Source organism: Lysinibacillus sp. IITD104 (genome assembly GCF_036698265.2).
Taxonomy (GTDB): Bacteria; Bacillota; Bacilli; order Bacillales_A; family Planococcaceae; genus Lysinibacillus; species Lysinibacillus boronitolerans.
In genome coordinates this window covers 2,028,578-2,053,883 of the sequence record NZ_JBAHYH020000001.1, presented here as the reverse complement: position 1 = coordinate 2,053,883, position 25,306 = coordinate 2,028,578, and the positions used below count along the sequence as shown (strand labels likewise).

Annotated in this window: 27 protein-coding genes; 5 read left to right on the top strand and 22 right to left on the bottom strand. The window is 35.1% G+C overall.

All coding sequences use genetic code 11. The annotated features are described in order from the left end of the window. Window positions 1–186: 186 nt before the first annotated feature. Window positions 187–852 (top strand): response regulator transcription factor, encoded by a 666-nt coding sequence (locus V1L66_RS10335; protein WP_016992197.1) that lies wholly within the window; start codon window positions 187–189, stop codon window positions 850–852. Between the two features lies 1 nt (window position 853). Further along, window positions 854–2,101, top strand: coding sequence for a HAMP domain-containing sensor histidine kinase (locus V1L66_RS10330; RefSeq protein WP_333006544.1), 1,248 nt, complete (start codon window positions 854–856; stop codon window positions 2,099–2,101). A gap of 141 nt (window positions 2,102–2,242) precedes the next feature. On the opposite strand, the gene V1L66_RS10325 is transcribed toward V1L66_RS10330, so the two are convergent. From V1L66_RS10325 to V1L66_RS10245, 17 genes are all read right to left on the bottom strand, one after another. After that, window positions 2,243–2,797, bottom strand: a complete 555-nt coding sequence (locus tag V1L66_RS10325; RefSeq protein ID WP_333006543.1) for a ferric reductase-like transmembrane domain-containing protein — start codon at window positions 2,795–2,797, stop codon at window positions 2,243–2,245. Then, on the bottom strand, window positions 2,787–3,692 hold the full coding sequence (locus V1L66_RS10320; protein WP_016992200.1) for an FAD:protein FMN transferase: 906 nt from the start codon (window positions 3,690–3,692) through the stop codon (window positions 2,787–2,789). Before V1L66_RS10320 ends, V1L66_RS10325 begins: the two co-directional genes overlap by 11 nt. Window positions 3,693–3,720: 28 nt before the next feature. Beyond that, window positions 3,721–3,978: a hypothetical protein gene (locus V1L66_RS10315; RefSeq protein ID WP_281216340.1), complete on the bottom strand. Its 258-nt coding sequence runs from the start codon at window positions 3,976–3,978 to the stop codon at window positions 3,721–3,723. A gap of 16 nt (window positions 3,979–3,994) precedes the next feature. After that, window positions 3,995–4,639: a copper amine oxidase N-terminal domain-containing protein gene (locus V1L66_RS10310; RefSeq protein ID WP_333006542.1), complete on the bottom strand. Its 645-nt coding sequence runs from the start codon at window positions 4,637–4,639 to the stop codon at window positions 3,995–3,997. Between the two features lie 325 nt (window positions 4,640–4,964). Then, window positions 4,965–6,170 (bottom strand): EAL-associated domain-containing protein, encoded by a 1,206-nt coding sequence (locus V1L66_RS10305; RefSeq protein ID WP_258859178.1) that lies wholly within the window; start codon window positions 6,168–6,170, stop codon window positions 4,965–4,967. A gap of 433 nt (window positions 6,171–6,603) precedes the next feature. Beyond that, on the bottom strand, window positions 6,604–7,707 hold the full coding sequence (locus V1L66_RS10300; protein WP_036076414.1) for a hypothetical protein: 1,104 nt from the start codon (window positions 7,705–7,707) through the stop codon (window positions 6,604–6,606). A gap of 14 nt (window positions 7,708–7,721) precedes the next feature. Continuing rightward, window positions 7,722–9,053, bottom strand: a complete 1,332-nt coding sequence (locus V1L66_RS10295; protein WP_312125845.1) for an SPFH domain-containing protein — start codon at window positions 9,051–9,053, stop codon at window positions 7,722–7,724. A 160-nt stretch (window positions 9,054–9,213) separates the two neighbouring features. Beyond that, window positions 9,214–9,588: a DUF423 domain-containing protein gene (locus V1L66_RS10290; protein ID WP_036076416.1), complete on the bottom strand. Its 375-nt coding sequence runs from the start codon at window positions 9,586–9,588 to the stop codon at window positions 9,214–9,216. A gap of 11 nt (window positions 9,589–9,599) precedes the next feature. Further along, window positions 9,600–10,025, bottom strand: a complete 426-nt coding sequence (locus V1L66_RS10285; protein ID WP_004225136.1) for a thioesterase family protein — start codon at window positions 10,023–10,025, stop codon at window positions 9,600–9,602. Window positions 10,026–10,640: 615 nt separating this feature from the next. After that, window positions 10,641–10,778 (bottom strand): hypothetical protein, encoded by a 138-nt coding sequence (locus V1L66_RS10280; RefSeq protein WP_258859181.1) that lies wholly within the window; start codon window positions 10,776–10,778, stop codon window positions 10,641–10,643. Between the two features lie 42 nt (window positions 10,779–10,820). Then, on the bottom strand, window positions 10,821–11,141 hold the full coding sequence (locus tag V1L66_RS10275) for a hypothetical protein (RefSeq protein WP_312125840.1): 321 nt from the start codon (window positions 11,139–11,141) through the stop codon (window positions 10,821–10,823). A gap of 91 nt (window positions 11,142–11,232) precedes the next feature. After that, window positions 11,233–11,568: a hypothetical protein gene (locus V1L66_RS10270; protein WP_333006541.1), complete on the bottom strand. Its 336-nt coding sequence runs from the start codon at window positions 11,566–11,568 to the stop codon at window positions 11,233–11,235. A 259-nt stretch (window positions 11,569–11,827) separates the two neighbouring features. Continuing rightward, a complete protein-coding gene (locus V1L66_RS10265; protein WP_333006540.1) occupies window positions 11,828–12,343 on the bottom strand; it encodes a hypothetical protein in 516 nt (171 codons plus the stop codon). A gap of 129 nt (window positions 12,344–12,472) precedes the next feature. Continuing rightward, the gene (locus V1L66_RS10260) at window positions 12,473–12,838 is read right to left on the bottom strand and encodes a hypothetical protein (protein ID WP_333006539.1); all 366 of its coding nucleotides are present in this window, start codon (window positions 12,836–12,838) and stop codon (window positions 12,473–12,475) included. Between the two features lie 317 nt (window positions 12,839–13,155). Beyond that, window positions 13,156–13,476 (bottom strand): hypothetical protein, encoded by a 321-nt coding sequence (locus V1L66_RS10255; protein WP_016994191.1) that lies wholly within the window; start codon window positions 13,474–13,476, stop codon window positions 13,156–13,158. 529 nt (window positions 13,477–14,005) lie between these two features. Continuing rightward, the gene (locus tag V1L66_RS10250) at window positions 14,006–14,413 is read right to left on the bottom strand and encodes an STAS/SEC14 domain-containing protein (protein ID WP_333003995.1); all 408 of its coding nucleotides are present in this window, start codon (window positions 14,411–14,413) and stop codon (window positions 14,006–14,008) included. Between the two features lie 216 nt (window positions 14,414–14,629). After that, window positions 14,630–14,818 carry a hypothetical protein gene (locus V1L66_RS10245; RefSeq protein ID WP_004225125.1) on the bottom strand — a complete coding sequence of 63 codons (189 nt, stop codon included), beginning with the start codon at window positions 14,816–14,818 and terminating at the stop codon, window positions 14,630–14,632. Window positions 14,819–15,233: 415 nt separating this feature from the next. On the opposite strand from V1L66_RS10245, the gene V1L66_RS10240 reads away from it, so the two are divergent. Next, the gene (locus V1L66_RS10240) at window positions 15,234–15,686 is read left to right on the top strand and encodes a CBO0543 family protein (protein ID WP_312125837.1); all 453 of its coding nucleotides are present in this window, start codon (window positions 15,234–15,236) and stop codon (window positions 15,684–15,686) included. 648 nt (window positions 15,687–16,334) lie between these two features. Here V1L66_RS10240 and V1L66_RS10235 read toward each other — a convergent pair. The 4 genes from V1L66_RS10235 to V1L66_RS10220 form a co-directional block, all read right to left on the bottom strand. Continuing rightward, window positions 16,335–16,892 (bottom strand): hypothetical protein, encoded by a 558-nt coding sequence (locus V1L66_RS10235; protein ID WP_312125835.1) that lies wholly within the window; start codon window positions 16,890–16,892, stop codon window positions 16,335–16,337. 252 nt (window positions 16,893–17,144) lie between these two features. Continuing rightward, window positions 17,145–17,825 carry a TraR/DksA C4-type zinc finger protein gene (locus tag V1L66_RS10230; RefSeq protein WP_333003997.1) on the bottom strand — a complete coding sequence of 227 codons (681 nt, stop codon included), beginning with the start codon at window positions 17,823–17,825 and terminating at the stop codon, window positions 17,145–17,147. Between the two features lie 401 nt (window positions 17,826–18,226). Continuing rightward, a complete protein-coding gene (locus tag V1L66_RS10225) occupies window positions 18,227–18,670 on the bottom strand; it encodes a hypothetical protein (protein WP_016994198.1) in 444 nt (147 codons plus the stop codon). Window positions 18,671–18,731: 61 nt separating this feature from the next. After that, complete coding sequence (locus tag V1L66_RS10220) at window positions 18,732–19,253, bottom strand: hypothetical protein (RefSeq protein WP_333003791.1); 522 nt, start codon at window positions 19,251–19,253, stop codon at window positions 18,732–18,734. A gap of 562 nt (window positions 19,254–19,815) precedes the next feature. Here V1L66_RS10220 and V1L66_RS10215 point away from each other — a divergent pair. Further along, window positions 19,816–20,154, top strand: coding sequence for a hypothetical protein (locus V1L66_RS10215; protein WP_016994200.1), 339 nt, complete (start codon window positions 19,816–19,818; stop codon window positions 20,152–20,154). Between the two features lie 370 nt (window positions 20,155–20,524). Continuing rightward, entirely contained in the window at window positions 20,525–20,713 is a 189-nt protein-coding gene (locus V1L66_RS10210) for a hypothetical protein (protein WP_016994201.1), read from the top strand. A 403-nt stretch (window positions 20,714–21,116) separates the two neighbouring features. Here V1L66_RS10210 and V1L66_RS10205 read toward each other — a convergent pair whose 3' ends face one another. Continuing rightward, window positions 21,117–25,241 carry a chitobiase/beta-hexosaminidase C-terminal domain-containing protein gene (locus V1L66_RS10205; protein WP_333003793.1) on the bottom strand — a complete coding sequence of 1,375 codons (4,125 nt, stop codon included), beginning with the start codon at window positions 25,239–25,241 and terminating at the stop codon, window positions 21,117–21,119. Window positions 25,242–25,306: the final 65 nt, after the last annotated feature.

Below are 25,306 nucleotides of genomic sequence, written 5' to 3'. Positions count from 1 at the left end.
TTAGTCTAAGCAACCAATATGAAAAAAATCTGAAAAACGGTACTAGAAAAAATTACGATATTTAATTTAAATTTCTTTTTTGGCTTAGAATAAGTAGAAGATTGGTCGCACAAAAAATTCAGGTGGATTTCATAATGTTGTTATAAATTAGTTATATTGAATATAAAAAAGGTAGGAGGAGCTTCGTTGAAAATACTGATAGCTGAAGATGATAATCGATTAAGAAAAAACATTGTTCACATCATTCAAAAAGAATTTCATCAGGTGGATGCTGTAGATAATGGTCAGCATGCATTAGAATACATACTGTTTCATACATACGATTTAGTCATACTAGATTGGATGATGCCAGAAATAAGCGGTATTGATGTGTGCAAAGAAGCTAGAAGAAATGGTTATGAAGGAGGCATTTTAATACTAACAGCAAAGGATGATAGCAATGACATTATCTGCGGATTAGATGCAGGTGCTGATGATTATGTTGTTAAACCATTTAAAATGGAAGAACTCTTAGCGAGAATACGTGCCATTTTAAGAAGAAAAAATAAATCCATTCATCAAATCATTCAAATTGATGATTTAAAGTTATATTTGGATTCCAGAACACTTTTTAAAGATAATCAAGAAATACTATTGACTAAAAACGAATTTTTATTGTTAGAGTACCTTTTTATCAACAAAGGCATCATTCTTACTAGAGAACAAATTTATTCACAAGTATGGGGCTTTGATCATGAGATGACTAACAACAACCTTGATGCGTTAGTAAAATTAGTTCGTAAAAAAATCGATTATAATCGACCAAAATCCATTATTGAAAACATTAGAGGAATAGGATACAGAGTGAGGTAGCATGTTTAAGAAAACTCGTAAAAAATTAACTTTATTTAACTCCATTAATTTTATAGGCTTTTTCTTTGCTTTTCTTATTATTCTTTATTTTTCATTAGTTCAACTAATGAATTACCAACAAATAGAAGAACTAGAAACTTATTATAAAGAACAATATCATGACTTTTTTGAGCACAAAAATGATAATGAAGGGAAATTAGAATTTAACCCAAATGGTATGTATTTTTACTATATTTATACAAAAGACCAGATACTAGTCCACGGTGACGAAAACTATCAAGGTTTATTTAAAGATCTAGAAAAAATCATTCAAACGGAAGATCCTTCTAAACGTTTTGTAAAAAATATAAAGTGGCGCGATAAACATCTTTTAATTTTATCGAAACCCATTCAGCCGAACGATGAATTCCTTGGATATATTGTTATAGGCAAATCGACCACATCACAATATCATTTTTTTCAAAAAATGATCTTACTGTTTATTATTTTAATTATAATTTTTACGATAATAATTGGATTTTTAAGTTACTACATGGCAGGAAAAGCCATGATCCCCATTCAACATGCACTTGAAAAACAGAAAAGCTTTGTTTCAGATGCTTCTCATGAGTTAAGAACACCGCTAAGTGTATTTTATAGTTCACTCGATATTTTAGAAACTGATGAAGCTAATAATATGAGTGATTTCGGTAAAGAATTGATTGAAGATTTAAAGCATGAAGCAGAGTTAATGAAAGAGCTATTAGATAAACTATTATTTTTAGCCCGACATGACAAAAATCGTATTCATTCAACTAAAGAAAAAATCTCCTTAACAGAGTTGCTAATAACGATTAGTAGGAAGTTTAAACGAGCGTTACCGAAATCAATCGTTTTCGAAACAGAAATCCAACCTAATGTTGAATTTATTGGAAATTCAAATAATATAACTGAATTAATTTATATATTATTAGATAATGCCGCTCAGTACACACAAAGAGGATCAATCTATCTAAAGCTTTTACAAACTGATAAAATGATATATATCTACATTGAAGATACAGGCATTGGGATTTCTAAGGAAGACCTCCCTTTTATTTTTGATAGATTTTTCCGGAGTGATGCAGTGAGAAACAGAAACGGAACAGGACTAGGACTTGCTATAGCTGATTCTATTGTTCATGATCACGGAGGAACATTCACAGTTCAAAGCGAATTGGAAAAAGGTACAACATTTTGTATTCAATTTCCTCTTTATACTAAAAAGTAGGCTCTTCATCATTACATGATGGATAAACCATAGAATGGCATTACATGTATCAGTAGTGCCATTCAACTAGTTTATTTTTTTGAGCTACTTTGGCAGTCTAGCTAACATGGAGAAACTGCCTTTCATCCATTCAAGCACCGCTTACTTGCTAACCCCTTGCTTTTGATCTTTCTTCTTAAACCCATCACTCATCAACCTTACAAGTAGTGCGGTAATTATAACCATTACCGTACTGCTATAAAATAAAATTACCAACATTTGATTAGAGTCAGTACCAATGAATAGCCCATGTATAAGTGATAATATCCAAGCAGGTAAAACAAGAAAATGCATCTTCTTCCAAAGTGAGAAGTTCATTTTATTTATCCATATATCTGATGTTAAAAGAACTATTAAAAATAAATAAAAAGCTATGGTTCCTAGCCCAGACAACAATGCCTGATAGTTAGCGCTAAAAGGTAATAGGATTTCAGAAATAGTATAGGGTTCGTATTGATCAATCATTAGTAAAAGTAAATGTACAATAACAGTTATAAATCCCATCCATCCACTCATTTGATGTAATTGAAAGTATAAGTTTTTATTGGACTTGAGAGTAGAAGATTTCCTTAGTAAACCAAAAAAAATTGACATACTGAAGTAAAAATAACTTAAAAGCCCTAATAATCGAATCCATTCCCAAGTACTAAATAACATCTAATTTTTCTCCTCCTTTCAGCCAATATATACTTCCATCATCTTTTGCTATTAAGCAAGCACAAGGCATCTGTAGTTTGTCAAACCATACTTGTAATTCTTGTTCATTTAATAAAAAAGCCAGTTTTGTTGCCACTTCTGCTTGACATAATGAGTTTGTTATTATCGTTGTTTGAAGGATTGGGCTAATGATTACCTCTCCGGTTCTTCCATCTAATAAGTGATGCTTTTCTTTCCCCTGCTGTTTCCAACTTCTGAATATACGATTCGATGTGGCAATTGCTCCATTTTGAATTCTAATTGAACTGATCTCTTCGTGTATATGAAATGGATGAGCAATCCCAATGGTCCATGTCTTTTTGCCTGACGACCACATTTTCATATCTCCACCACCATCTACAATTCCAAACTCTGGAGAAACCTGTCTAAGCCAATCAGCTATTTTTTCAACTACGTATCCTTTGGCAAATCCACCTAAATCAATTAATTGATTATCCGTTTTTAAAACTTCATTGTGATCCAAAAAAAGAAATGGCTTATTTGTTTTTTTTTCTATTTGTATTGGCTTATACGTTGATTCTTGAAAAGGAAAGGATCGATCATACCCATGTTGTTCTAAATGTAATTTTAAATACGGAGAAAATATATTATTAGTTAATGTATAATAGTTGTCTGCTGCTTTTAAACAATCATATAATGCAGGAGAAATTCTACCTATTTCTCCTACCTTTAGTTGATTAATTTGATTTAACTCATTATTTGGCTCAAATCTCGACCACTCTCTTGCAACGTATTGCAACCATTTTACCACTTTGTCTTTCCAATCCATTTTTTGCGTTCCAGCAATTTCAATATAAAAGTTTGTATTCATCGTGTTTAATGATAGGGTATCCAAGCAACTTCAACTCCACTTCAAACTATGTTTAGGATCGTTTGGTAGTTCGATCGGTACGAATTTTATTTTGTTGTAGTTGATTCACTCCAACAATTTCAAAATTTGTCCAATCTAATTGAACAAGTTCCTTTTCTCGGTCTGACATTTTTTTTGATTGTTCATTTGTCAAATTTAGATCAGCTATGTTTTTATCTGATGGAACATTATTAAATTGCGTTAATAGTAAAGAAGATAATATTACTCCAGAAGTGCCTAATATCCATTTAGCTTTCTTTTGATCTTTCATTCAATCATCTCCCTTTTTATTTTAATAACTTCAATACAACAGCGTTATTCATTTCTTGCCATTCAGCCACATAGCCCAAACCATTTGAAATTACACTAATTGGAACATATATATTATCATTCAAGTAAAATGTAACAGCTGGTATCGGTGTTTTTATCTCGTTATAGTACACTACATTTGTCCCCGCACGAAAAATTAGTTCTGTACCAGCTTTATTAATTTCCAATATTTTACTATCATCATAATTAACTACTTTTGCACCTAAAAGTTCAGCAACAATTTTACCTGGCACATATATTTCACCATCTAAAGGAATCAAGTAAAGTGACACTGTATTATTATTATTTTCTAGTTTTAATTGAATTTCTTTCGCTTCTTTTAGGGGTAACTCTCCTTTATTTACATAAGTCGATCTTGTCCAAATATTCCATGTATTACTATTTGTTTCAGGGTCTATTTGGTCATAATATTCATATTCATCCTCTTCTTTATAATAATCATAATCATCATCTTCCTCGTCATCATCATAATCATCATTGTGCTTTTTATGAACATCACCCTCGTATTTTTTATAATCTTCTTCATCATCCGCATTTGCTATGTTGGCATCAAGAAATGGCCAAATTAAACTAATAATTAGCAGTATTTTGATAATCTTCATTTTTTCAGCTCCTTTATGATATTTCCATCTTAATTAAGCTAAATGAAAAAATACTGAAAAAACAAAATCATTCATTACAAATTTAACAAATGTATAGACTGCCATTTTTGTTTCGATAGAGGTAGTTAATTTTCTATGAGAATTTAAATAGCATTCTTGATTGAAATCAAAAAAAAATTGCCTTCTGCAAATATAGAAGGCAACTTCAGTATTTTACTAGGCTTTTAGGATTCTCCCCCATAATACCTAATACATTTAATTAAAATAAATAGATCGAATTGCAATTTGTACCCATGAAATGTTGTCACAAAAGAAATTAGTAATATTATCTAAAGATTTTGTTTTCATAAAGATAGTCATAGGAAAGGTCAACAAACAAATATTCATGCTCGTTAATGGCAATGGAGAATGTTCTTGTAATTTCCCCTGTTTCAATATCCCGATACAATTCAGAGATTTCCCCACTTTGATCGTTGCGCATTTTGATAATCGTTTGAAGGAAATAAGGGCGCCAGCTCCAATTTTTATTGATGGCACGTGGCTGTAGCTCCCAGTTCCCATCAATTCGCATAACGTTAGGCGTTAACTGGAACCCATCCTCATTACAAATATAGAGACGGAAGGAGTAGTTATCCAATAATTCAGCTAAGTACTCTAAATGGGAGACATTGTCGCTTGTTGGTTTCACACGGTGAACAATCGCCTCTAATTCCTCCCTTAATTTTTTCAGCTGCAAATATTGCGCCTCCAGCATTTTCTTTTCGGAAGTAATAAATTGCTGGCATTCTTTTTTAAAACGTTCCTTTAATATATCCTTATCAACAAAAGTCATAGCTGGATTTGCTAGGTATGGCCCTTGATAAAACCTACCACCATTTTTCCAAGCAAATTGTAGCTGATAAACCGTTTCAATATCCTCAAATAATAGATTTGCTCCAATTTTATAAGCAAGGCTACCAATGGCAGAAATCATGTCCGATTGAGCAGACCAAGAATCATAATTTAAATCACGTGTATTGACCTTTAAGATATGTGGTGCCAATAGCGCAATATGCTCTAAATGACTTTCGGCTCCTACTTCCTGAACGGCAATTTTCACCCCAAACGTCGTAAAATAGCGTAGGGCGTGATGTAATTTGTTAATATCCCCTATAAATCGATGCTCTGATACGACAAGTACGATACGTTGTAAATCTTTTTCCTCTATATATTGTTGGATAATATTAAAATGACTTTCACCAAAATCTTGCATTAATAAATTTGGATTGCTTGGAATATAAATATCAATTTCTGAAGCAATTTCATCAATTTTGGCTAATGCTGCATGTAAAATTTTATGTTCCATATCAATTCGATATTCTTCGGGAATATCTTCATTGTTGACAAAATCTTTCAAATTAATTTGCTGACCTTGAATTTGTAGATATCCGGAAATTTCGTAGGCAATCACCGTATGCGCGTCTGCGCTAAATATCGGTTGATAATACCCATGTATTTGATCTAAATTTGTTAACACTTCAATTGCGTCCATCATCGAAACCTCCAATATGAATAACGTTTTCATTGTTATTCAAAAATAACATTACATTTATCATGACTAGCTCAAAAAATGCTCTCTGACTGTATAATAAGTTGTTTAAAGTAAAATCGCAACTTCACTTCCCAAGATTTTTGGCCAAGCCGTCCTAACCTTTAACCATCATAAATGCCAGTATGTGATTTTTATCAATGCTAACGACTTTCCATCTTGCAGCTTTATACTTTTGTCCATCCAAGGCTGTCTCTCTTATTTTATTTCTCCCTTTAATCTATGCAACTCGACGCAATGACAGCCGTGATAATGGATGATTATTAGCCTATACCAGCCAATTAATTCAGTCATTTACCCAGTATTTAAGGACAATTTTATGAAAAAACAGTATCCCAAAAGGACAACAAGGCTCCTACTGGCATACTGTTTATTATTATTCAGACATAAAGAAATACCAAATCAGAGCGATTACTGCTAATGATAAAATAACAGCAATCGTTACACGAAGCGGTGAAATAGGAGCATTTCCGCCAACTCGACCCGTTTGTCCATTCACCATAAAGCGGTAAATCTTCTCCTTATAGCGGAAAGAGGATAACCAAATCGGTAACATTAAATATTTGTATGTAATATCATCATGGTTTGTGGAAAAGCATAGATTGGATACTACATCTGCACTATTTTCCCAACGAATTTTGGACGTAATCTGCGCATGGAGGTGATCATGAATTTCATTTTTTGCTTGGTTCCAGCCATCCTGCAAACCAACACTGTAACGCTCTGATAAAAATCCAGCTACATATTGTGGTTTATAGGCCTTATTATTAAGAAGATTAAATGGTTCAATTTTTCGCATCATGTTCCGATCATAGCGAGTCGTGGCACTCACTAAATGATCGTCTATAAACTCCTGATAAAAACCACTTGTTGAATACCAATCTGTTTCAGTATGCGTTTTACCATCTTTATCCGTAACTGTTCGATGTCGTCCATATCTTGCGGAGTATCTGGAGCTTGTTTTGGAGTCAAACGTCCAATACGGGAGATATACCCCTTTAAAGGCATCAGGCTTGGCATTTATTTTGGCAGCCTTTGGTGTAAACCATCGACCTTTGATCCATTTCTGAAAATGTTCTCCTGCCTGCTTATCCGTTACTTCGAAAGCACATACGCCATTGGGAGCAAGCGTATTTTCAGCGCTCGCCTCCATGACCTGATTTGAGCCACAGTAAGGACAACTGTCAGCGACCTGCAATGCATCATAAATTGTCTCGGCCGCACAAGCTTTACAAATAACTGTTTTCTTCTCCACGCCCCAATTGAAATTCCCACGCTCCTCTGCTTTTAAGAAGTCCATTTCCTGAGCAACCTTTTCCTCTTCTTGCTCAGGGGCTGCAATTTCAGATTCAAATCCACAATATGGACAAGTCAGCTTACCTGTAGCAGGATTAAACTCAATTGATGCACTACAGGATGGACATTCCGCATCAAAGTCAAGCTTTACTTGTTTGACATTTTCAACTTCTTGCGTTGACATAGGTCATCATCTCCTTACTTGACATCCTTTTCATCAAAAACATCGCCGCATTCTGGACAGAATTTAGGCGGATTGGCAGGGTCCTCTGGTGTCCACCCACATTTATCACATGCATAGAGTAAAGCATCAGCTGGTTTTTTAGAGCCACACTCGCTGCAAAACTTTCCTTTATTCACCGCTCCACATGTACATGTCCAGCCCTCTTCCGCTGGTTTTGCTGCGCCGCAATTCGAACAGAATTTGCCCGTGTTGTCATGACCACATGCACATGTCCATGTACCAGGTGCATTGGCTGATTGATTTTGCATCGCAGCCTGAGCCATTTGTGCTTGCTTATTTTGCTCATTCATTTGATATAGCTGACTAGCATTGACGCCACCTGCTTGTGAAGCCATATTCATCCCCATGAAGCCTGCCATAGCCCCACCATCATTGTTAGCAGCCGCAATCATCGCTTCTGCCTGAGCGCCTGTTAAATGGGCAGCAGCCATACCTGGATCACGCATGACCGCATTGCGTTGTAGTTGTTTTATCATGGCTTCGTCTTCCTCAGAAGCCTTAAGGGTACTAATCCCAAATGACACAACAGCTAAACCACGTGTAGCAAGCCACTTTTCAGATAATACCTTATTGAGTGCGTCTGCTAATGCAACCGTATGCGCAGGTATTTCACTATAACGAACGCCACTTGCTGAAATTTGCGCAAAGGCTGGCTGTAACGCTGTCATTAATTCTGATTTTAACTGGCTATCAATGGCCTCTCGCGTAAATTCACGCTCTACATTTCCACATACATTTGTATAGAATAATAATGGATCAATAATTTTATAGGAATATTCACCATGGCAACGAATGGCAATATCGATATCTAATCCGATATTACGATCAATCACACGGAATGGAATTGGTGCAGGAGTACCATATTTATTGCCAACTATCTCCTTTTTATTAAAATAATAAACTCGCTGATCTTTAGCAGGTTCGCCACCAAATGTAAAACGCTTGCCTATCTGTTTAAATGTTTCCATAATGCCATGAGATAAATCTGAGCCGTACATAATCGAAGGCTCTGTTGATGTGTCATAGACATATTCCCCAGCCTCTGAAGAAAACTCTACAACCTTCCCCTGCTCAACAATCATCATACATTGCCCTTCATTGATGGCAATAATAGAGCCATTACTAATAATGTTGTCATTGCCCTTATTTGAACCTCGTTTAGAAGTGCGCTTAACACCCTTAGTTACTAGCACATCTGAGGATAAGGCTTCACAATAAAAATACTCACGCCATTGATCCTCTAAAACACCTGTTAATGCCCCAACGCCTGCTTTTAATAAACCCATAAATATTCCCACCTTCACATTGATGTTTAGCTTATTTTAACATCTCTTCATACTATGTAATACGCAAAATCAGACAAATTGTTTCATTTTCTTCCGATCAACTAAAAAACGAGAAGCTCCGATGATATAAATCACCAGAACGTTCTCGTTACATTTTGTATTAGGCAAAGGCAGCTATTATTACAAGCACCCACGCAACAATAAATAACATGCCACCAATTGGCGTAATCGCACCTAGCTTTTTCACACCTGTCACGGCAAGCACATATAAACTACCAGAGAAAAATACAATCCCTGCAAACATCAAGTATACTGCCCAAGAAAGCAGACTAGAGCTTCCTAAAAATGCCTCATTGGATAGAATGCCAAGGGCTAGAATCCCTAAAGCATGATACATCTGATATTGCACAGCCGTTTCCCAAATGGCTGCATAATGCGGTGAGGCAAACTTATCCTTGAGTGCATGTGCCCCAAAAGCACCTAAAACAACACCAAGAGCTGCCAAAATAGCGCCTAAAGCTAAAAACATTTCCATCTATTGTTCTCCTATTTTGCCTCAACAGCAATTTCTTTATATTTAGCATCCCAAGCAGGGTCAATCTTACTTAAAGATACCGGTCGCAATGTATCCTTATGCGCAAGAATATGTACGGATTGAGCTGTGGCTGCTACCGTGCCATCCTCATGTAAAATTTCATAGCCATACGTAGTTCGTAAACGATCATGCTTTTCTACCCAAGTGCGCACCGTCGCCACTTGTCCATAATGCATGGCTGCTTTATACGAAATCGATAAATCCATCACCGGCGATACATAGCCATCTTTTTCTAACGCAGCATATTCAAAGCCCGCATCACTTACAAGCTGGGTACGCCCAATTTCCATCCAAATGATGTAGTTCGCATGGTACACCACGCCCATTTGGTCGGTCTCTGCATACCGTATTTCAATCTGTTTCTCACTCACAAACATTTTCTTCACCTCGTCCTACATTATAGCGTAAAAGTATTGATTTGGTGGGGTTTTTGCTCTGAGGAAATTGGAACGGTGAAAAATAGAGCGTTGCTTTTCTTGGTATTTAAAATAAATATGGATTTTTCTAATATAAATTTTTATTCCATATAAATTCATATAAACACTTTTAAATGGGGTACCACTTTATGAAAAATTGAATAAATATGCACGAGCAGTGACAATACAGCACCTACAAAAACACCTTGTACTCATTTGAGCGCCTGGCTATTAATTTATTGCTTCTGGAACTTTATCGAAATCAAAACCTTTAACAATACTATTCTTAAAGAACCTGATGCTGTTTTTTCTAAATATTGAACCTTGTATTTTAATCTCAGCTCCAACTACATCATATCGCGTTCTTCCTTAGTTTCAATCTGTTTAGAGCGTCCTGTCCAGGAGGGCCATGTTCACCTTTCTCGCACTTTTGAACAAACATTGCCCAATCAGCATTTGAAAGCACAGGTAATGAAGGGGGTCTAACTCCTTTATTGTCACGTAAAGCCATATAACCGTTACCTTCTAAAGTAACAAAGTTGTTCTATTTGTACTGTGTTTCGCTGTTCCACTCTTTTAATTTACTAACTCTGTTACATTTAGTAAAACTATATTAATTGTATTAGTGGCTGTCTGTGCTGCTTGATTTGTATTACCTGTAGCTACATTTGCATCTTGTGTAGCTTTTACAACATCAATCTTTAACTGCGACAAGTTTGAAGCCTCTTGATTGGCATTATCTGCTGCCTCTTGCGCTTACACTGCTTTTTCATTAGCATAGTTAGCCTTTTCATCAGCAAGCAAAGCACTAGCATTCGCTAATTCTGCGGCTGTTGTAGCTAATGCCGTCGCTTCTTCCGTTGCTGTTTTAGCTGTCCTAGCCTCTTGTGCCGCTGTTAAAGCTTGCTGTATAGAATCATTAAGGCGCTCTAATAATTCACCAATGTTCTCACCTGTTAGTATATCGATTTGTTGCTGTAGGTTGTTGATCTTTCCGAGCATTTCCTCTCTCAAGTTATCGGTCAAACCATTGGCTTCACCGATCAAGGCTTCTAACAGCCCGAAATTATAGTTCAAATCGTCTCGATGTCCTTTATCAAAATAGATAAAGCTTGATGAACTAGCTTTTCTCGTGCGGCTTCTTTTTGAGACTGCTCAAATTGTGCTTTTAAATTGCGTAACTGTTTTGATTCTCAGATTCAGGTGGATAGCGTTTAGCAATCTCATCTTCTAATTTCTTTGGAAGGGTTTTAGTTTCATAGGTTTTAATAGCATCAGTTACTCTAGTATCAGCAATTGACTGTAGCCATTTCTTACCCTCATCATTGTCATTTAGAAATGATTGAACTGATTCAAGTGTCAATGCAGCCCCTTGACCATCTCCGCCTGATGCTGACTCCGGTGTAGGTTCAGGCGTTGACTCCGGATTAGGATCTCCTTCTCCAGCAAGCATTTGAATATCTATAGGTATTAACGTTTTAAGAGTGAATAGATTTTGATTCATAATTTCCTCCTTGCCCAATTTAGTTATTCGTAAGAATCCTTAAACTGTTCGAAAGTGTATTTGTTCTCGTTCTTTATAACGTCTGCGAGAATAAAGACAAAAATAAAAAGCCATTCAAAATGAATGACTTGTGTAGATTTTATAATTATGAGAACAAGTCTAAAAAACATGCTTGAAAAAACAATTTCCAAAATATGCTCTAATATCCGTAGAAGTTGAAACCAAAGCTACACTAAAGTACCTCTATTTTTAGTATTCATTAGAAACTAGATACATATTTGTTAAAGTAATATTCAAATATCTTATAAGTGACTTGTGCTTCACTGATATTTACCTTAAGAAGATTTTCAACGTCTATTACCTGAATTTCTTCGATATTTTTACTGTATTTAGAATTTTCATAAGCATTAAGCTGGTCATAAAAAAATTCACAATGGATTGAACAATGATAACCGTCACTATACACTCCAGCATTAATAAGAAAACTTGCCCAAGATATTTGACGGTGCCTATATTTCAAAAATAAACAAGCCAAATAGAAATCATTTAATTCAGGAAATTTTTCAAAAGGTTCAGAATATGCAAATTCATTTACAATTCTTACTGCATTGTTTTGAAATTTTGTTAATGAAAGTTCTATAATCCAGTAAGGAGGACTTTCAGATTTATCTATAATATCATCACAAAATAAGGAATAATGCTTATATGATATTAAGCCAGAATCAATCATCTCCCCTATTTTCCAAGCAAGAGATTTGTTCAAATTAATTTGCAACATTATCCCTCCTTTATTTTTTAAATTATGTGCTAAAAAAACTCACTACCGTTGCTTAACTAAACTGCTCTATTAGTTTCAGTGCATTTCTTTATCAAATGGAGTTTGATTCTAGAAATATGGGCCCTTTTAATCCTCTAAATACGAAATAGGATATGGAGAGTAAACTACTGTATCTCCATCTTCATCTCGCTTTAAAATTATGATAAAATCTGCCCCATTACTATCATCCCCTCTAGGGATTGGAGTAATCAATGGAGGGCACCTTAATTCATTATATTTTTCTAATGTCCCATTAAAGTTATTAAGAGCAAACGTGACACGTTTATCTATAAGAGCAAATAATTTATCTACTCCACCTGTTTGCAAATCAAAATAGTCAGGGTTCTTCTCTCTTTTTTCAATTAATTTCTCCTTGTATTCATTAACTGTTAAAAAACAAAACTCCCAATCAAGTGGAAGAAGCCCTCCACCTAACCAATAAATATTCACCATTTATACCTCCTCACCAATAATTTTAGTAGCCTTTAAAACCACCTATCAATTTTAACATAATTATCCAACGATGAAATCACCTATAATAAAACACGAAGGTTATCTAAATAACTCAAACTTCACCATTAAACTGTTTTCTCCAACCTTCGTTACTCACGAATGGTATCACAACGCTAGGGGGCTTAATCTGTTTGTATGCTTTGTTAAAAGCTTGTTTGTATGTCAAACCTAAATCAGGAAGAGAATAATTTGGAACCATATACTACAATTTCCACTCTCAAAACCACACCAAATTCTGCCCTATATAGCCAGTGCGCTTATTGCCGTAAAAACGCCCCCACTTTCCCAATCCAAGGCATTGAGTACCCGTCTAACATCCAGTTCAGTACATATAGTTCTCTGTCTCCAGTAACCTTATCTAGAAGCTTCTGAACCTCTAATAGCTTTTTCTCATATTCTGCAACACGCTTTATGTTCTTAGATCGTCTAATAGCTTCCTGCATATTTGGATCTCCTACACCGCCTGCTGCCTTTGGTAATGTAGCTTTAATCCCATACTGTGCCGTTTTTGCCCCTATAACCATTTCTGATCGTATTTCTTTGATGGCGTTAACCATCCAGTGGTAGTCTGTAATCATTGAAGCATCGTTAGTGTTCTTTCTTTTAATATAGGTTTGCCCTCCTAAGTTGGGGTATAATGCTAATGACTAAGCCATCAGAGGCATAAATTAATTCGAGCTGTAGCGTGTGATGACGCTGCGGCTTTTTCTTTTACTTATTATTGAACAGTTTTTTCAGTCACCATCGGCATTAAATGTATATGTACAATTCATTTGAGAAAGATATCCGTTTGCAAATGGATGAAATAAAAGTTAATACAATATTTCATCAAATTGGGGTACTTTTTGAGGTTCGCTTTTACTGTGACCCCTCCCTTCTCTTATATATCAACGTTTTACTCTTTTTTCTAACAAGGTAAAAATTTGTTGCAAATGATTAAAACCAGGTGCTCATTAGAGTGCCTGGTTTTTGGTTTATTGCTTTAGAAACTTTATCAAAATCAAAACCTTTAAACGATACAATTCTTAAAGAACCTGAAGCTTGAAGTTGCAGTACAGTTTAGGTTCCAACCACGTCATATCTCTATAAACCTTTATAAAAAGACGCTTATTTTGAATACTCAACCAACCATTTGAATGCCTGTTCGTAATTATCGAAAAATTCAACAGACTGTTTTGTGTTGGATTGCTTTAAATGGTTCATTATCTCTCCCTCTTCAAGAAGAAACGCAATTGCTTTGCTGTGTTTTAGCATTGTTTTATTAAAGAACTTATCTTTCCATTCTTTTTGAATAGAAAAATGATCTGGGATGTATCCTTTCCTATCTACCAACAATTTGTATTCTCTACCTTCAGAAATAAACTGCTGACATATCTTTTCAAAATCATTAAACCAATCATTAACGTCTTCCATTTTTATTTGACCTATCAGGTGAGTAACGATTATATCTCCTGAAACTTCGGTGTTGACATTTTTTACTATCAACTTAGAATCATCTCCCTCAGTTTCTATTATGCATTAAAACCATCTAAACTCAACATTATACCGCCTGCCGTTTACTTGCACTTCATAAAACCATATTCGATTTAGACAATAAAAAATAACGCTAAGCTTCTGACTCCTTGCCCAATTTAGTTATCCGTAAGTTTGCGAGAAAAAAGACAAAAAAAGCCACTCAAAATGAATGGCTCAATCACAAGCTTAGTATACATTTGTTAGTGGCACTACGATTTATTGTAATCGCTCTAAATCCTGATATTCTTTCATATAAGGACCATCTTCTGCAACGAATGAATGATACAATGCCTTTACTGCGAAATTTTTTTCTAAACCCATTTCAGATTTTAGCTTTTTTAATTCATCATGCAATGTTCGATGTTCATTGATAAGCTTTAGCATAATTGTCTTATTATATTTCATTACATCCGTCCTTTTTGTTTACAACATGAAAGCTATAATACACTATTTTCACTTATAATCGCAAGAACAGCCTTGAAAGAAGCAACAGATGATCGTGTATATCCGGTCTTACTACACCTCACCACTAAATTTTTTCTTCACTCCTCGTAACCCCTAAAAGGCAATGTAACACTTGGTGGCTTAACCTTCTTGTACGCTTTGGTAAAAGCTCCCCTGTAAGTTAGCCCTAAAACTAGACATGTGAGCATCATTACGACCAATTCCTTTTGGTAGGTATCGTCCATGTAGTTTTTCATTTGCACACTGAGTTATGACAAAAGTTTTTAAGTGCACACTTTATTGTTCAGTAAACTTACACAGTTTAATAAAAAGCGATTAAGAACATATTTATTATAAAAACCAAAGGAAAGAAAAAATGATCCTACATCTACTTTTGGCCTTTCTAATTCCTTGGATTATAGGTATACTGCACCTCTATAAGAGAGATAAAATGTTACTCTTTTTATTTGCTCCATATTTTAGTGTTACTGCTTATATAGTAAATACCATAGGTTTTTATTTTGATTTTTGGGAAGTACTACCTTTCCCTAATCAGAAACATATAGCTACATTACCTTTTGATTTTGGGATATACCCAGTCTTGGGATGTTACTTAATCTACTTCATAAAAAAATTAAACAGAGCTTATACTGTTATCTTTTTTATGTCGTTGTTCACTACTTTTTTAGAAATGATTTTCTTTTATTTCGGACGAGTAATTTACAAAAACGGTTGGAATGTCTACCTTACGTTTTTCTCGTACCTGTTCCCTTATCTATTTTTGTACTGGTATTATAAATTTTTTAAAAAAATAAATATAAAAATATAAGCTGTAACGTGTGATGACGCTACGGCTTTTTTTATTTACTGTGTAATTTTCTCATATTGTACAGTATTTAAATCTCTACATTGTTAGCATTTTCTATATTACCCCCACGATCTATGTAATTTGACCACTTCGGATAATAAATTTTAAATAACTCATTGCCAATGTCAGACAAATTTGATTTACGAATTACTAAATCCTCTTTTATAGACCCATCCTCTTTAAAAGGATCCATATTTATTAAACTATTATCTTTTAAAAAAGTCATAAGGACTTTTGTTAGTTCCATCACCTGTAGTTGATAACTTCTTGATTTACTTCTCTTAAGTAAGTTGAATAATTAAATCTTAATATATCCATTACAATCCCTCCACCATTAATAATAATGGGAGAGAAAATTAAATCCAACAATAAATTCCACTGTCAAAACCATATCAAACTCTGCCCTCTCAACTCATAGTGTTTTGGCTGTTGGATGTAGTTTTCAAAGCAAAAAAAGCCTACATCCTAAGATGAAAGCTTTGATATTGTGGTAAATTGTCGAGAGCTCACTTGCGGCTCGTGGTAACGTGACACCACATTATTTTGTAACGAATTGTGTTCAAGTTTTATCGTGCATTTCGGTGCACTTTGTTGAATGTAGTAAGATTCCTAAGCCAACCTTAAAATGACAATAGACGCGCTGATAACTAGAATGTCAGGAATAACTAAATTTAATAAAGCTGTTGGGTTTGGATGAATATTTCTCAATGTAAGAACATCCGTTGAATTTAAAGTCGTTATTACTTGACCATTTTCCAAGTTACCAGAATTGTCTCCATAATTGGAACCGGCTATTTGGTTGTCGCCATTGAAAAGCGCAAATGCATTAGGGCCACCTGTAACAAACACCTCGTAGGTAATAAGATAAATACCCGTTTGATTTATAATGATAGGTGCTGTTCCTGGTACATGTGTGACAAACCCAGCAGGAGTAATATTGCCATTTGTATTGAAAGTAACTGAACCATTATTCGGGATACCTGGTTGAGCAGTTGTATCATAAATATAAGCAACCCCTGGAAGCCCCGTACCTACAGGTTGTTGTGGTACCTGTACTCCTTGATGGACATTTTTGTTATTACAACTTTCTTCACAATCATCATGAATTCTGCTAATTCTTATATTAGTTGGTTCCTTTTCACTTCTATTGAAATTGTCGAAACCCATTTTATCATCCTCCTTGTTTATTACATTATTCAATGAAGGGACAAATGAAATAGACAAATTGACTAAACCTGTATGTATTAATTCGCTTTTATTAAAAAAGACCACTATATGAAGTGATCTTTTTAACAAGGAAATGCTTTATTATTTACATATAAAGCATTCATTTGTAACTATTGCGCCCATTTGTGGAATTTTGTTTATAAGGTTAAAGCAATATATCGATTTTCGTTTGATTAATTTTGAATCCCACATTTAATCCTCTAAATAATCAAATTTTCTCGCGTGTTCTACTTCCTGAATGGAAACTTGGCGTGTTAGTTCATCTGTTTCGGAGATATGGTATGAATTCCATTCGTCATTAACGGCAATTTCTTCTGGGTCTTCATATAATTCATCATAATCTTCAAAATCCCCTTCAAAATCGGAAGGTGTTTCGGAAGTTCCATATTTCGCTACAACCTGAAACACATCTTCATAATCATGAATATCATCCTTGTCATCTCGGCCAGCAAAAGAATTGTCAACTGGAGGAAGCATCACTTGCTCTTCAACCGGTCGATCTGTTGGAACGTCTTTTGCAGTATGTTCAATACAAAAAGAGGTATAAGGCAGTGCCACCAAGCGATCATATGGGATATCTTGTTGACAAACATCACATACACCATAGGTACCATCCTCAATCTTTTGTAAGGCGGTATTTACTTTTGCTAACTCATCATTGTCATGGACTTTTAACGCCATATCTTTTTCACGTTCATATAATTCGGTACCTAGATCTGCTGGATGATTATCGATTGTTGATAATTCATCAACAGAATCCCGTAAACTACCTCGTTCTAAATATTCATCATCTGTATCCATTCTTCGTTGGAGCGAGTGTTTTTGCTCAATTAACATATTTTTCAACTTTGATATCTTCTTCTCATTTAGAATAGTCACCACGTCCTTTTCATTATTATGAACGAATTTGATTGAATTATTTGTTTTAAAGGATAAGTTTAAAGACAAAAAAGAAAAGAACAAAATTTAATTAAAATCCACTATACTCTTTAATAAATATCCCAAATATAGAGAGCTATATGAATAAGAACATATTTATATCCGCATGTTTTAGATTGTCCTAAAAATTATTGCCTTCGAATAAAATGCAATTACATTGACCGCGTGTGTTTGATTTCTTTTTGTCTCTTTCATTTAGAAACACCTTCCCTTTGTCGTTTATGTACAAAATAAAAACGACTGAACATTTTAAGTTCAATCGTTTCTCATTTCAGAATCTTTTCTTTTTCTATCTTCACGTGCAATTGTACATTTGCAAAACTAAAAGCATTATTTTATGATTTAGTTCTAATAACAAAACGAGGTTCATAATCACTAATTACTTCAAAAATACCATCATTGTAACAATAAATATGATGCTCAACGTTAGGAATTTCTTTACTGCCCAACCAAGGTAATTGATCAAACCATTCAATATAATCTGAATTGCTCATTTTGTAAAACCATTCAGCAGATTCATCGAAAGATGACTCTCGTTCAATTGCATCATCAACGAGTGGCACTAGATCAGATCGAGGGATTTCTCCAGCATATCTAAAAGACCAAACATAATCTTGAATTTGGGACATTCTATCATAAATGATATCAACCTCAGAACCTTTTATATCAATTAATGTTAAACATAAACCCAAATCAGTGTAATTGAATTTAGCATTTACTATTTGAGCTCTTACTAAACTGGTTATTGGTTGCCAAATATGAAGTCTTCGGCTACACATATAATCACCTCTTTGCTTCCCTCAAAAGTATACGATTTCAGAAAAAAATTTATTCTCTGTATTATTCATACCTTATTTTATCTGTGAAAGTACCATTAGGATAACTAAGTGTAGTTTGTTTTGTTGATGTTGATGTATACATAGCAACAGTCTTACCATCACTCGTTTTTGTTTTCGTTGTAGGACTTTGAATTACTGTTGTTCCTGGCATTCTATTAAAATGCTCAATTGCTCTAGCTGTCCCACCCGAAGTTACGTAATTATTAATTTTGTTTGTCGTATTTGTCAATGTTGCTAATCCGCGAATTGCTTCCCACATTTGTGTTCCACTACAATAAGGTGTGATTTCAACACTTAATGTTTCAAGCAAGTTGTGTGGTTCTAGATTATTGATAATTGCAGACTCTGCCATAAAATCTATCTCAGAATCTATCTCTGGATTTACTTCAGGATTTACTTCTGAATCCACCTCTATGCTCATTATTCCACATAGAGCTGGTGATGCACTTGCTTCATTTTGTAGACCCGAAAAAACTAGGATAAAGATGAGTAGAGTTCCAAAAGCTTTTATTAATCGATTCAAATTAAACACCCATTTTTTTCACAAATTTAACCAACTATACCAGCAAAACCTAAAAATTACAAATAATTTGATAATATATATTAATGGTATTTTTATTTACAAAGTATAACTTTTATGTTATACAAATTAAAATATGAAAAGAATGCACCCCATCTCCATATTAGGCTTATGTTATCCCACTCATGTTGAATGAAGGTTTACTTTTCCTTAAATCTAAGTATCGACCCAACGTTACTAACCACAATGTAAACTCAATCGTTTATCTAATGATTGAGTGTATCGCAAGCTTTTAGAGTCATACCAGCCCAGTGGCACTAGTTATTTTCCTCATATTGTTCAGCTTCCTAAGATAGCTCCACTTTTAGATGTTCTACTAAGGTTCTATGTCATGAAAAATAGGTTAACCTTCTCTTACATATTGCACATTACATACTAATCCAACCCACACTTTTCTTTAATTTATAGAAATGATTAATAAGACTAGAGAGTATACAGAATGCTACATACAATAAAAATATAATCTGCAGATTATACAAATTCTGTTTATTTGGAGGTGAAATAAATGCCTTTAACTACTGGCCCAATTGAAAATACAGGAAATCAACCAGCTAATGCAGCTAGTGTTCGTGTCAAAATTCTCAACCTTACGGGAGGTTTATTAACTGGCGTAGTAAGAGTTTTTAGACTAGATGGGTCAAGACAATTATTATCAACAACTCCTTTTGCCGCTATTGCTAATGGTTCTACTTTTGTAACGCCTGGTGTAGTTGGAGCTCAATATGAAGTTGAAATTGTTCCAAATCAAAATGGTGGAATATATAGCGTTTATGGACGAACAGCTTCAGGTGTAATTATTGCTGCCCAACGGTTTGTGAACTCAGAACTAACACCGATTCTTTAGACTTTAATGTTAAGATTATAAAAGCCCTGTACACTGTTATAGGGCTTTCCATATTCATTCATTTACCTCCAGCTTCTCTCCCCCTTACAGCACATTTTCTTTTTGACATGAACTTCAAATTGTCCAGTTAATCCCCGTGCATATCCGAAAATCTATCTCACTCCTACTCTATTCCTCCTGTACCACCTTGAATTAGAACTAAAATGTATTTTTACAGTCGATAATTCATATTTTGTGAGTAATAGGATTATCATTCTATTTAAAGTAATGTTCAGTAAAGTTTCTTTGTTTTATGACACTCACAAATAGGTTAACTAAATATTTGATTTATGTTAACCTATATACATACCATTATTTGGAGGTGTGTTTTTTGACTGACAAAAATAAAATATTACTTAATTCGGTTGGTGGTTTGGCTTTATTTACTTTAGGAGGGTATAGAATCTTTACTAACAATTTAGAAGCTATGTCCATACTAGTAGCGTATATTTTCTTTATTTGTGGATTTATAGGCTTTGTTTTTAATGTAGTAAAGTTGTCAAAAACTCCACGTACTTAGCATTGCTTCGTTGCAATGCTTTTTTGTTTGCCATAGTCATTCATCCTTTCATCTGTACCAAAGAATTGATTTGGTTGGGTTTTTTCTCTAAGAAAATTGGAACGGTGAAACATAGAGGGATGCTTTTCTTGATCGTTAAAATAAATAACGATTTTTCTAATATGCTATTCATTACCATCTAAACTTCTATAACTGAAAATGGAGAGACATTAAAGATTTCAGGGTTCGTTATTTTAATTATCGGTTTAAAATTTTTTATTTCCTAATATGGGCTTTATAAAAAGTAAAAAATAACCAAGTACTCATATGAACACTTGGTTATTTTTATATGATTATTTTCAATGTTATAGGTAAACCCAGCACCAAATCCAATATAGACTAGTGCTGGATTGTTTTTTAGATACTACTTAAACTCAATTTCCTCTGCCGAAGCCCCTTTAGTATACGTAATGGTCGCTCCATCAGGTAAATTTCGAATTTCTTTCACATTTTTTCCTTCGATAATAATTTCACCAATTTTCGTACCTTTGAAGTCAATAATTGCATTTCCCTTTTTGGGACTAATCGTTACTGTTTTGTCTGCAAATCCTTCACCATGGAATTCCGCATATTCACTAAATACCGCAATTCCATTTTTAATATTCGTATTTTTCCCTAACGTTAGCGAAATACTTGGACGATTCATTATTAATTTACCTGTTTTGTAGTTATCATAGTTGTATACATTTTCAGGTATGATTGGTGTTGGGATTTCCACATTCCCTGCCTTCAAATCAATTTGAACTAATACTGGGTCATGATCTGATGCACGGCCTTGTGCTTCTGTAAAGTTCGCATTTATATGAATCAAGTCAATTTCTGTAACGTCAGCAAGATGATTCGAAACTAAAATATGATCCAACACTTGATTGTTTCCTTGGAAGAAGTACGTAAAACGATCTTGCTCTGGGGCTTTATCTACCATATTCGTTAAAATATCACCCTTTAACGTTTCAAGCGCTGGTGTGAATTCAAAGTCATTCATGTCCCCTGCTACAATGATATTTAAATCTGGATTAATGGCAAGTCCTTCATCGATAAAATCATTGATGGCTTGAGCAAGTTGAATACGTTTCTTAACTGATTCTAGCACTGGTGGCTGAGTTGGTCCCCAAAGTGAACCATCCCCACCTTTAGAATTTAGGTGAGCTCCGATAATCACTACACGTTCATTCTGGAATTCAAATTCCGCTGCAATTGGTTTTCGTGTATCTACAAATTTTGATGGATCAACAAAGCCAGGATTTAAAGTAAGGTTTCCAGCTGCTGTCCATGTATTTTTTTGATCACCCATCCCCTTTATACCTGACACTAATGAAACGCGCTCCGGGTTATATAGGTAGCCTACACGAATATTACCACCAGGTGCACCACCTACTGTATTGTTAATTGGCATGACATCAATCCAATCATAAGCAGGCCCACCCGCAACTTTAATTGCATGAATTAATCGCAGATAGCTTTCCGATGCATCCGCATTTCCTGAATCAGTTTGCCCATCATTATCTTGAACTTCGACCAATGTAATAATATCTGGTGATTTCATATTATTCACAAATGTCGCTGCAATTCTGGCTACTTTTTCGTTTGATGTATTGGCAGGATTATTTGAAAAGTTTTCGATATTATAGGAAGCGACATTTAACTTGTCCGCTACTGGTTCAAGATGCGTCACTTCTTGCTGAAGATTCGCTTTTGTCACCTCTGGGAAGACTTTATTTGTGTTCAGTCGATAGCCATCTGTAAAATTTTCTACAAATCCGATAAGGGCTTCATTAAAACGATCACCTGAATCATAATTTTTCCCAGCTACCCCTTCAAGCATAATTTTTTCTGGGTTATAATCATCGGCCGCTATATTTAAACCACCATTCACATTGAATGTATTATTTGTTGTGCTCGGTACAACAATTGGAGAATCATTATTATAAATCGGTCCAATGACTCGCGCATCTGGGAATGATACCAGCATATACTCGATGGATTCCCAAAAATCGATGCCATCTTCTTGTGGGTCAAAAATCGCAAAGCCATCATTATCGATAATTTTATTTGGCGGGAACAGATCCTTCCCTATCACAAGGGCTTCTGGAATTCCTGCTGTACCTGTTTTTGTAATATTGGCTGCTGAAATTTGTGTATCTGTCAATCGAGAGTTGCCACCCGCCTCTATTACATTTCCTGATACTTTAATAAGGTCCCCTACAGCTACATTATGTCCTGTCTTATTTACTTTGATAGCAGTTGATTTTACGCCATCAAACGACGACTCGTTTTCTTGCATAATAAAGCTTGCTGAATTTATAACGAATGTTACAATGCCCTCTACATCACTTACTGTTAAATCGACATATGGTGATTTATGGCTTGCTCCTTGAATATCGCTAATCTTGGCATTTTTAGTATCAATAATTTCATAAACAAATGTAGCAATCGCACTGTTTGTTAAACCTTCTTTTACCGCAATCGCTTTCAGCGTCATTGGTTTATTAACAAGGATTTCCTCTGTATACTTTGCACTAGCTGTTGTTGGTGTTGTGCCATCTACTGTGTAATAAATCGTTGCGCCTTCTGTCATTGTTGAAAGGGAAACTTTTGTGCCAGCTGTTACGCCCCCGACGTGAGAAGCTTTGATATCCTGCACTTTTGTTACATCCTCAATAATGCGAAGTGGGAGCAGTTGATGGTTTGTATATTGACCCACAATCCCTGTAATTTCCCCATACGTTTTTCCACTCACTAAACCTGAGTCTCGTGTTTTATCGTAAATAGCAAAAGTTCCTACTTCGTCAGTTCCTGTAAAGTTTTGACCCGAACCAGTAATGGCAACATTTTTAATTGTAACGAGTCTCGATTCATTGTCTTCTGCAACCTCATTACTTTTAATAATGTGTGGCTCTGGTATTGTCGATGGAACAGGCATGCCAACAAGTGAAATATTCGTTAATTGCTTTAGACCACTATATTCAGCTACTTGACCTTGCACCGTCACCCGATCACCAACATTTGCGGCAAGACTATCCACAGGATAAATGGCTATCGCCGCACCATCATCTTGTATGTGCGCTGTAGCCGTTTCTAATTTCGCTGTTACAATACCTGATACGATGACAGTTTGTCCGATTTCTTTATTTCGTGCTTCCGTAATGGAAATAACGGTCGGCTCTTCTTTCACTGTATATTTAAAGGATGCAATGTCACTATCATCTAGGCCTGTTGCAGTTGCAAATGCTTTTATAGTCATGGCTTCATTTATAACAATCCCCGCTGCTGCATCATAAACCTCACTAGCTACTGACGGTTCAGAACCATCGATTGTGTAATAGATGGTTGCATTTGGGGTATTTGTAGATAATGTTACTTTCGTTCCTGCATAAACTTCGCCTGTTGCTGGTAAAGCCTTAATATTCTCTACTTGTGTTGGCTCATAGTTTGATACTAATTGGAAGCTTTCCGCGCTTAACGTTTTTAATTGATATGTCCCGTTAAAAATTGACGCAATCCCTGTCACTGTGATGACATCATTATTATTGAAACCATCTGCTTCAAACTGAGAGAACTGATAGCCTGTACGGTTATCATGGCGAATTAACAGCTCGTTATTTGCTGCATCGACTGCTTTAAATTCAAATGTACCATACGTACCAGATGGCGCTAAATCTTTAATCTTCACATTTTCAAGTGTGATTAATCTTCCTTGTGTGCTATCATCCGCAATCGGTAAATTTACTGTCTGCGGTGTAGGTGCCGTCCCTGTAGAAATCCGTTCAATTGTCGGTGAATTAAATTGAACTTCTCCACTATATAAACTAGTTTTCCCTGTGATGCCGACAATATCTCCAACAGCTAAGCTCCCTGCTTCTGCAGAACTAGAGAAGACATATACCCCTGCTGTCTCATCCTGTACATAGAAGGCCTTGCCTCCCCAGCTACCAGGTAATGTCGTAACCGTCCCTTGAATTTGAACTGTGCGGTCTGTTCCAACAGCTGCACGAGCTTCGGCAATGGTTACTTCAGTCTCGGGAGGATTTGGTTCAGTTGTATCGTCCCTAACAAACTCCATTGAAGTTGGTGATTTTAGCCCTGCATGGTTACTAAAGTATTTTTCTAGTGAACCTGTTATTTTAACTTTTTTCCCAAGATTACTTGGATTAGTAAATAATCCGAAATTGGCTCTATAGGAGCTTGGTAATTGAATATACAGCATTTTCGTGACATCTGTTTCACCCGGTGTATCGGCAATGGCAATATTTGTGTCACTATCTGCTATCACAGAATAAGAAGTTTCACTTTTGGCAAACCCTACTATATATCCTTCTACAGTAACATTACTCTTAACTATGGTTGGATCAAATTGATTGACCGCTTCTCCCACTCCAATAGCTTCTGTTTCGGCCCTTACAACTGTGAAGTAAGGTGAAATCATCGAAATTACAAGTAAAAATGATAACGCTATTTTGGTAACGATATTACATTCATATTTCTTCATTCGCTTAGCTCCTTATGATTTTAATCTAAAATAATCTGTCCTTAACTTGTTTACATGGAAGTTAT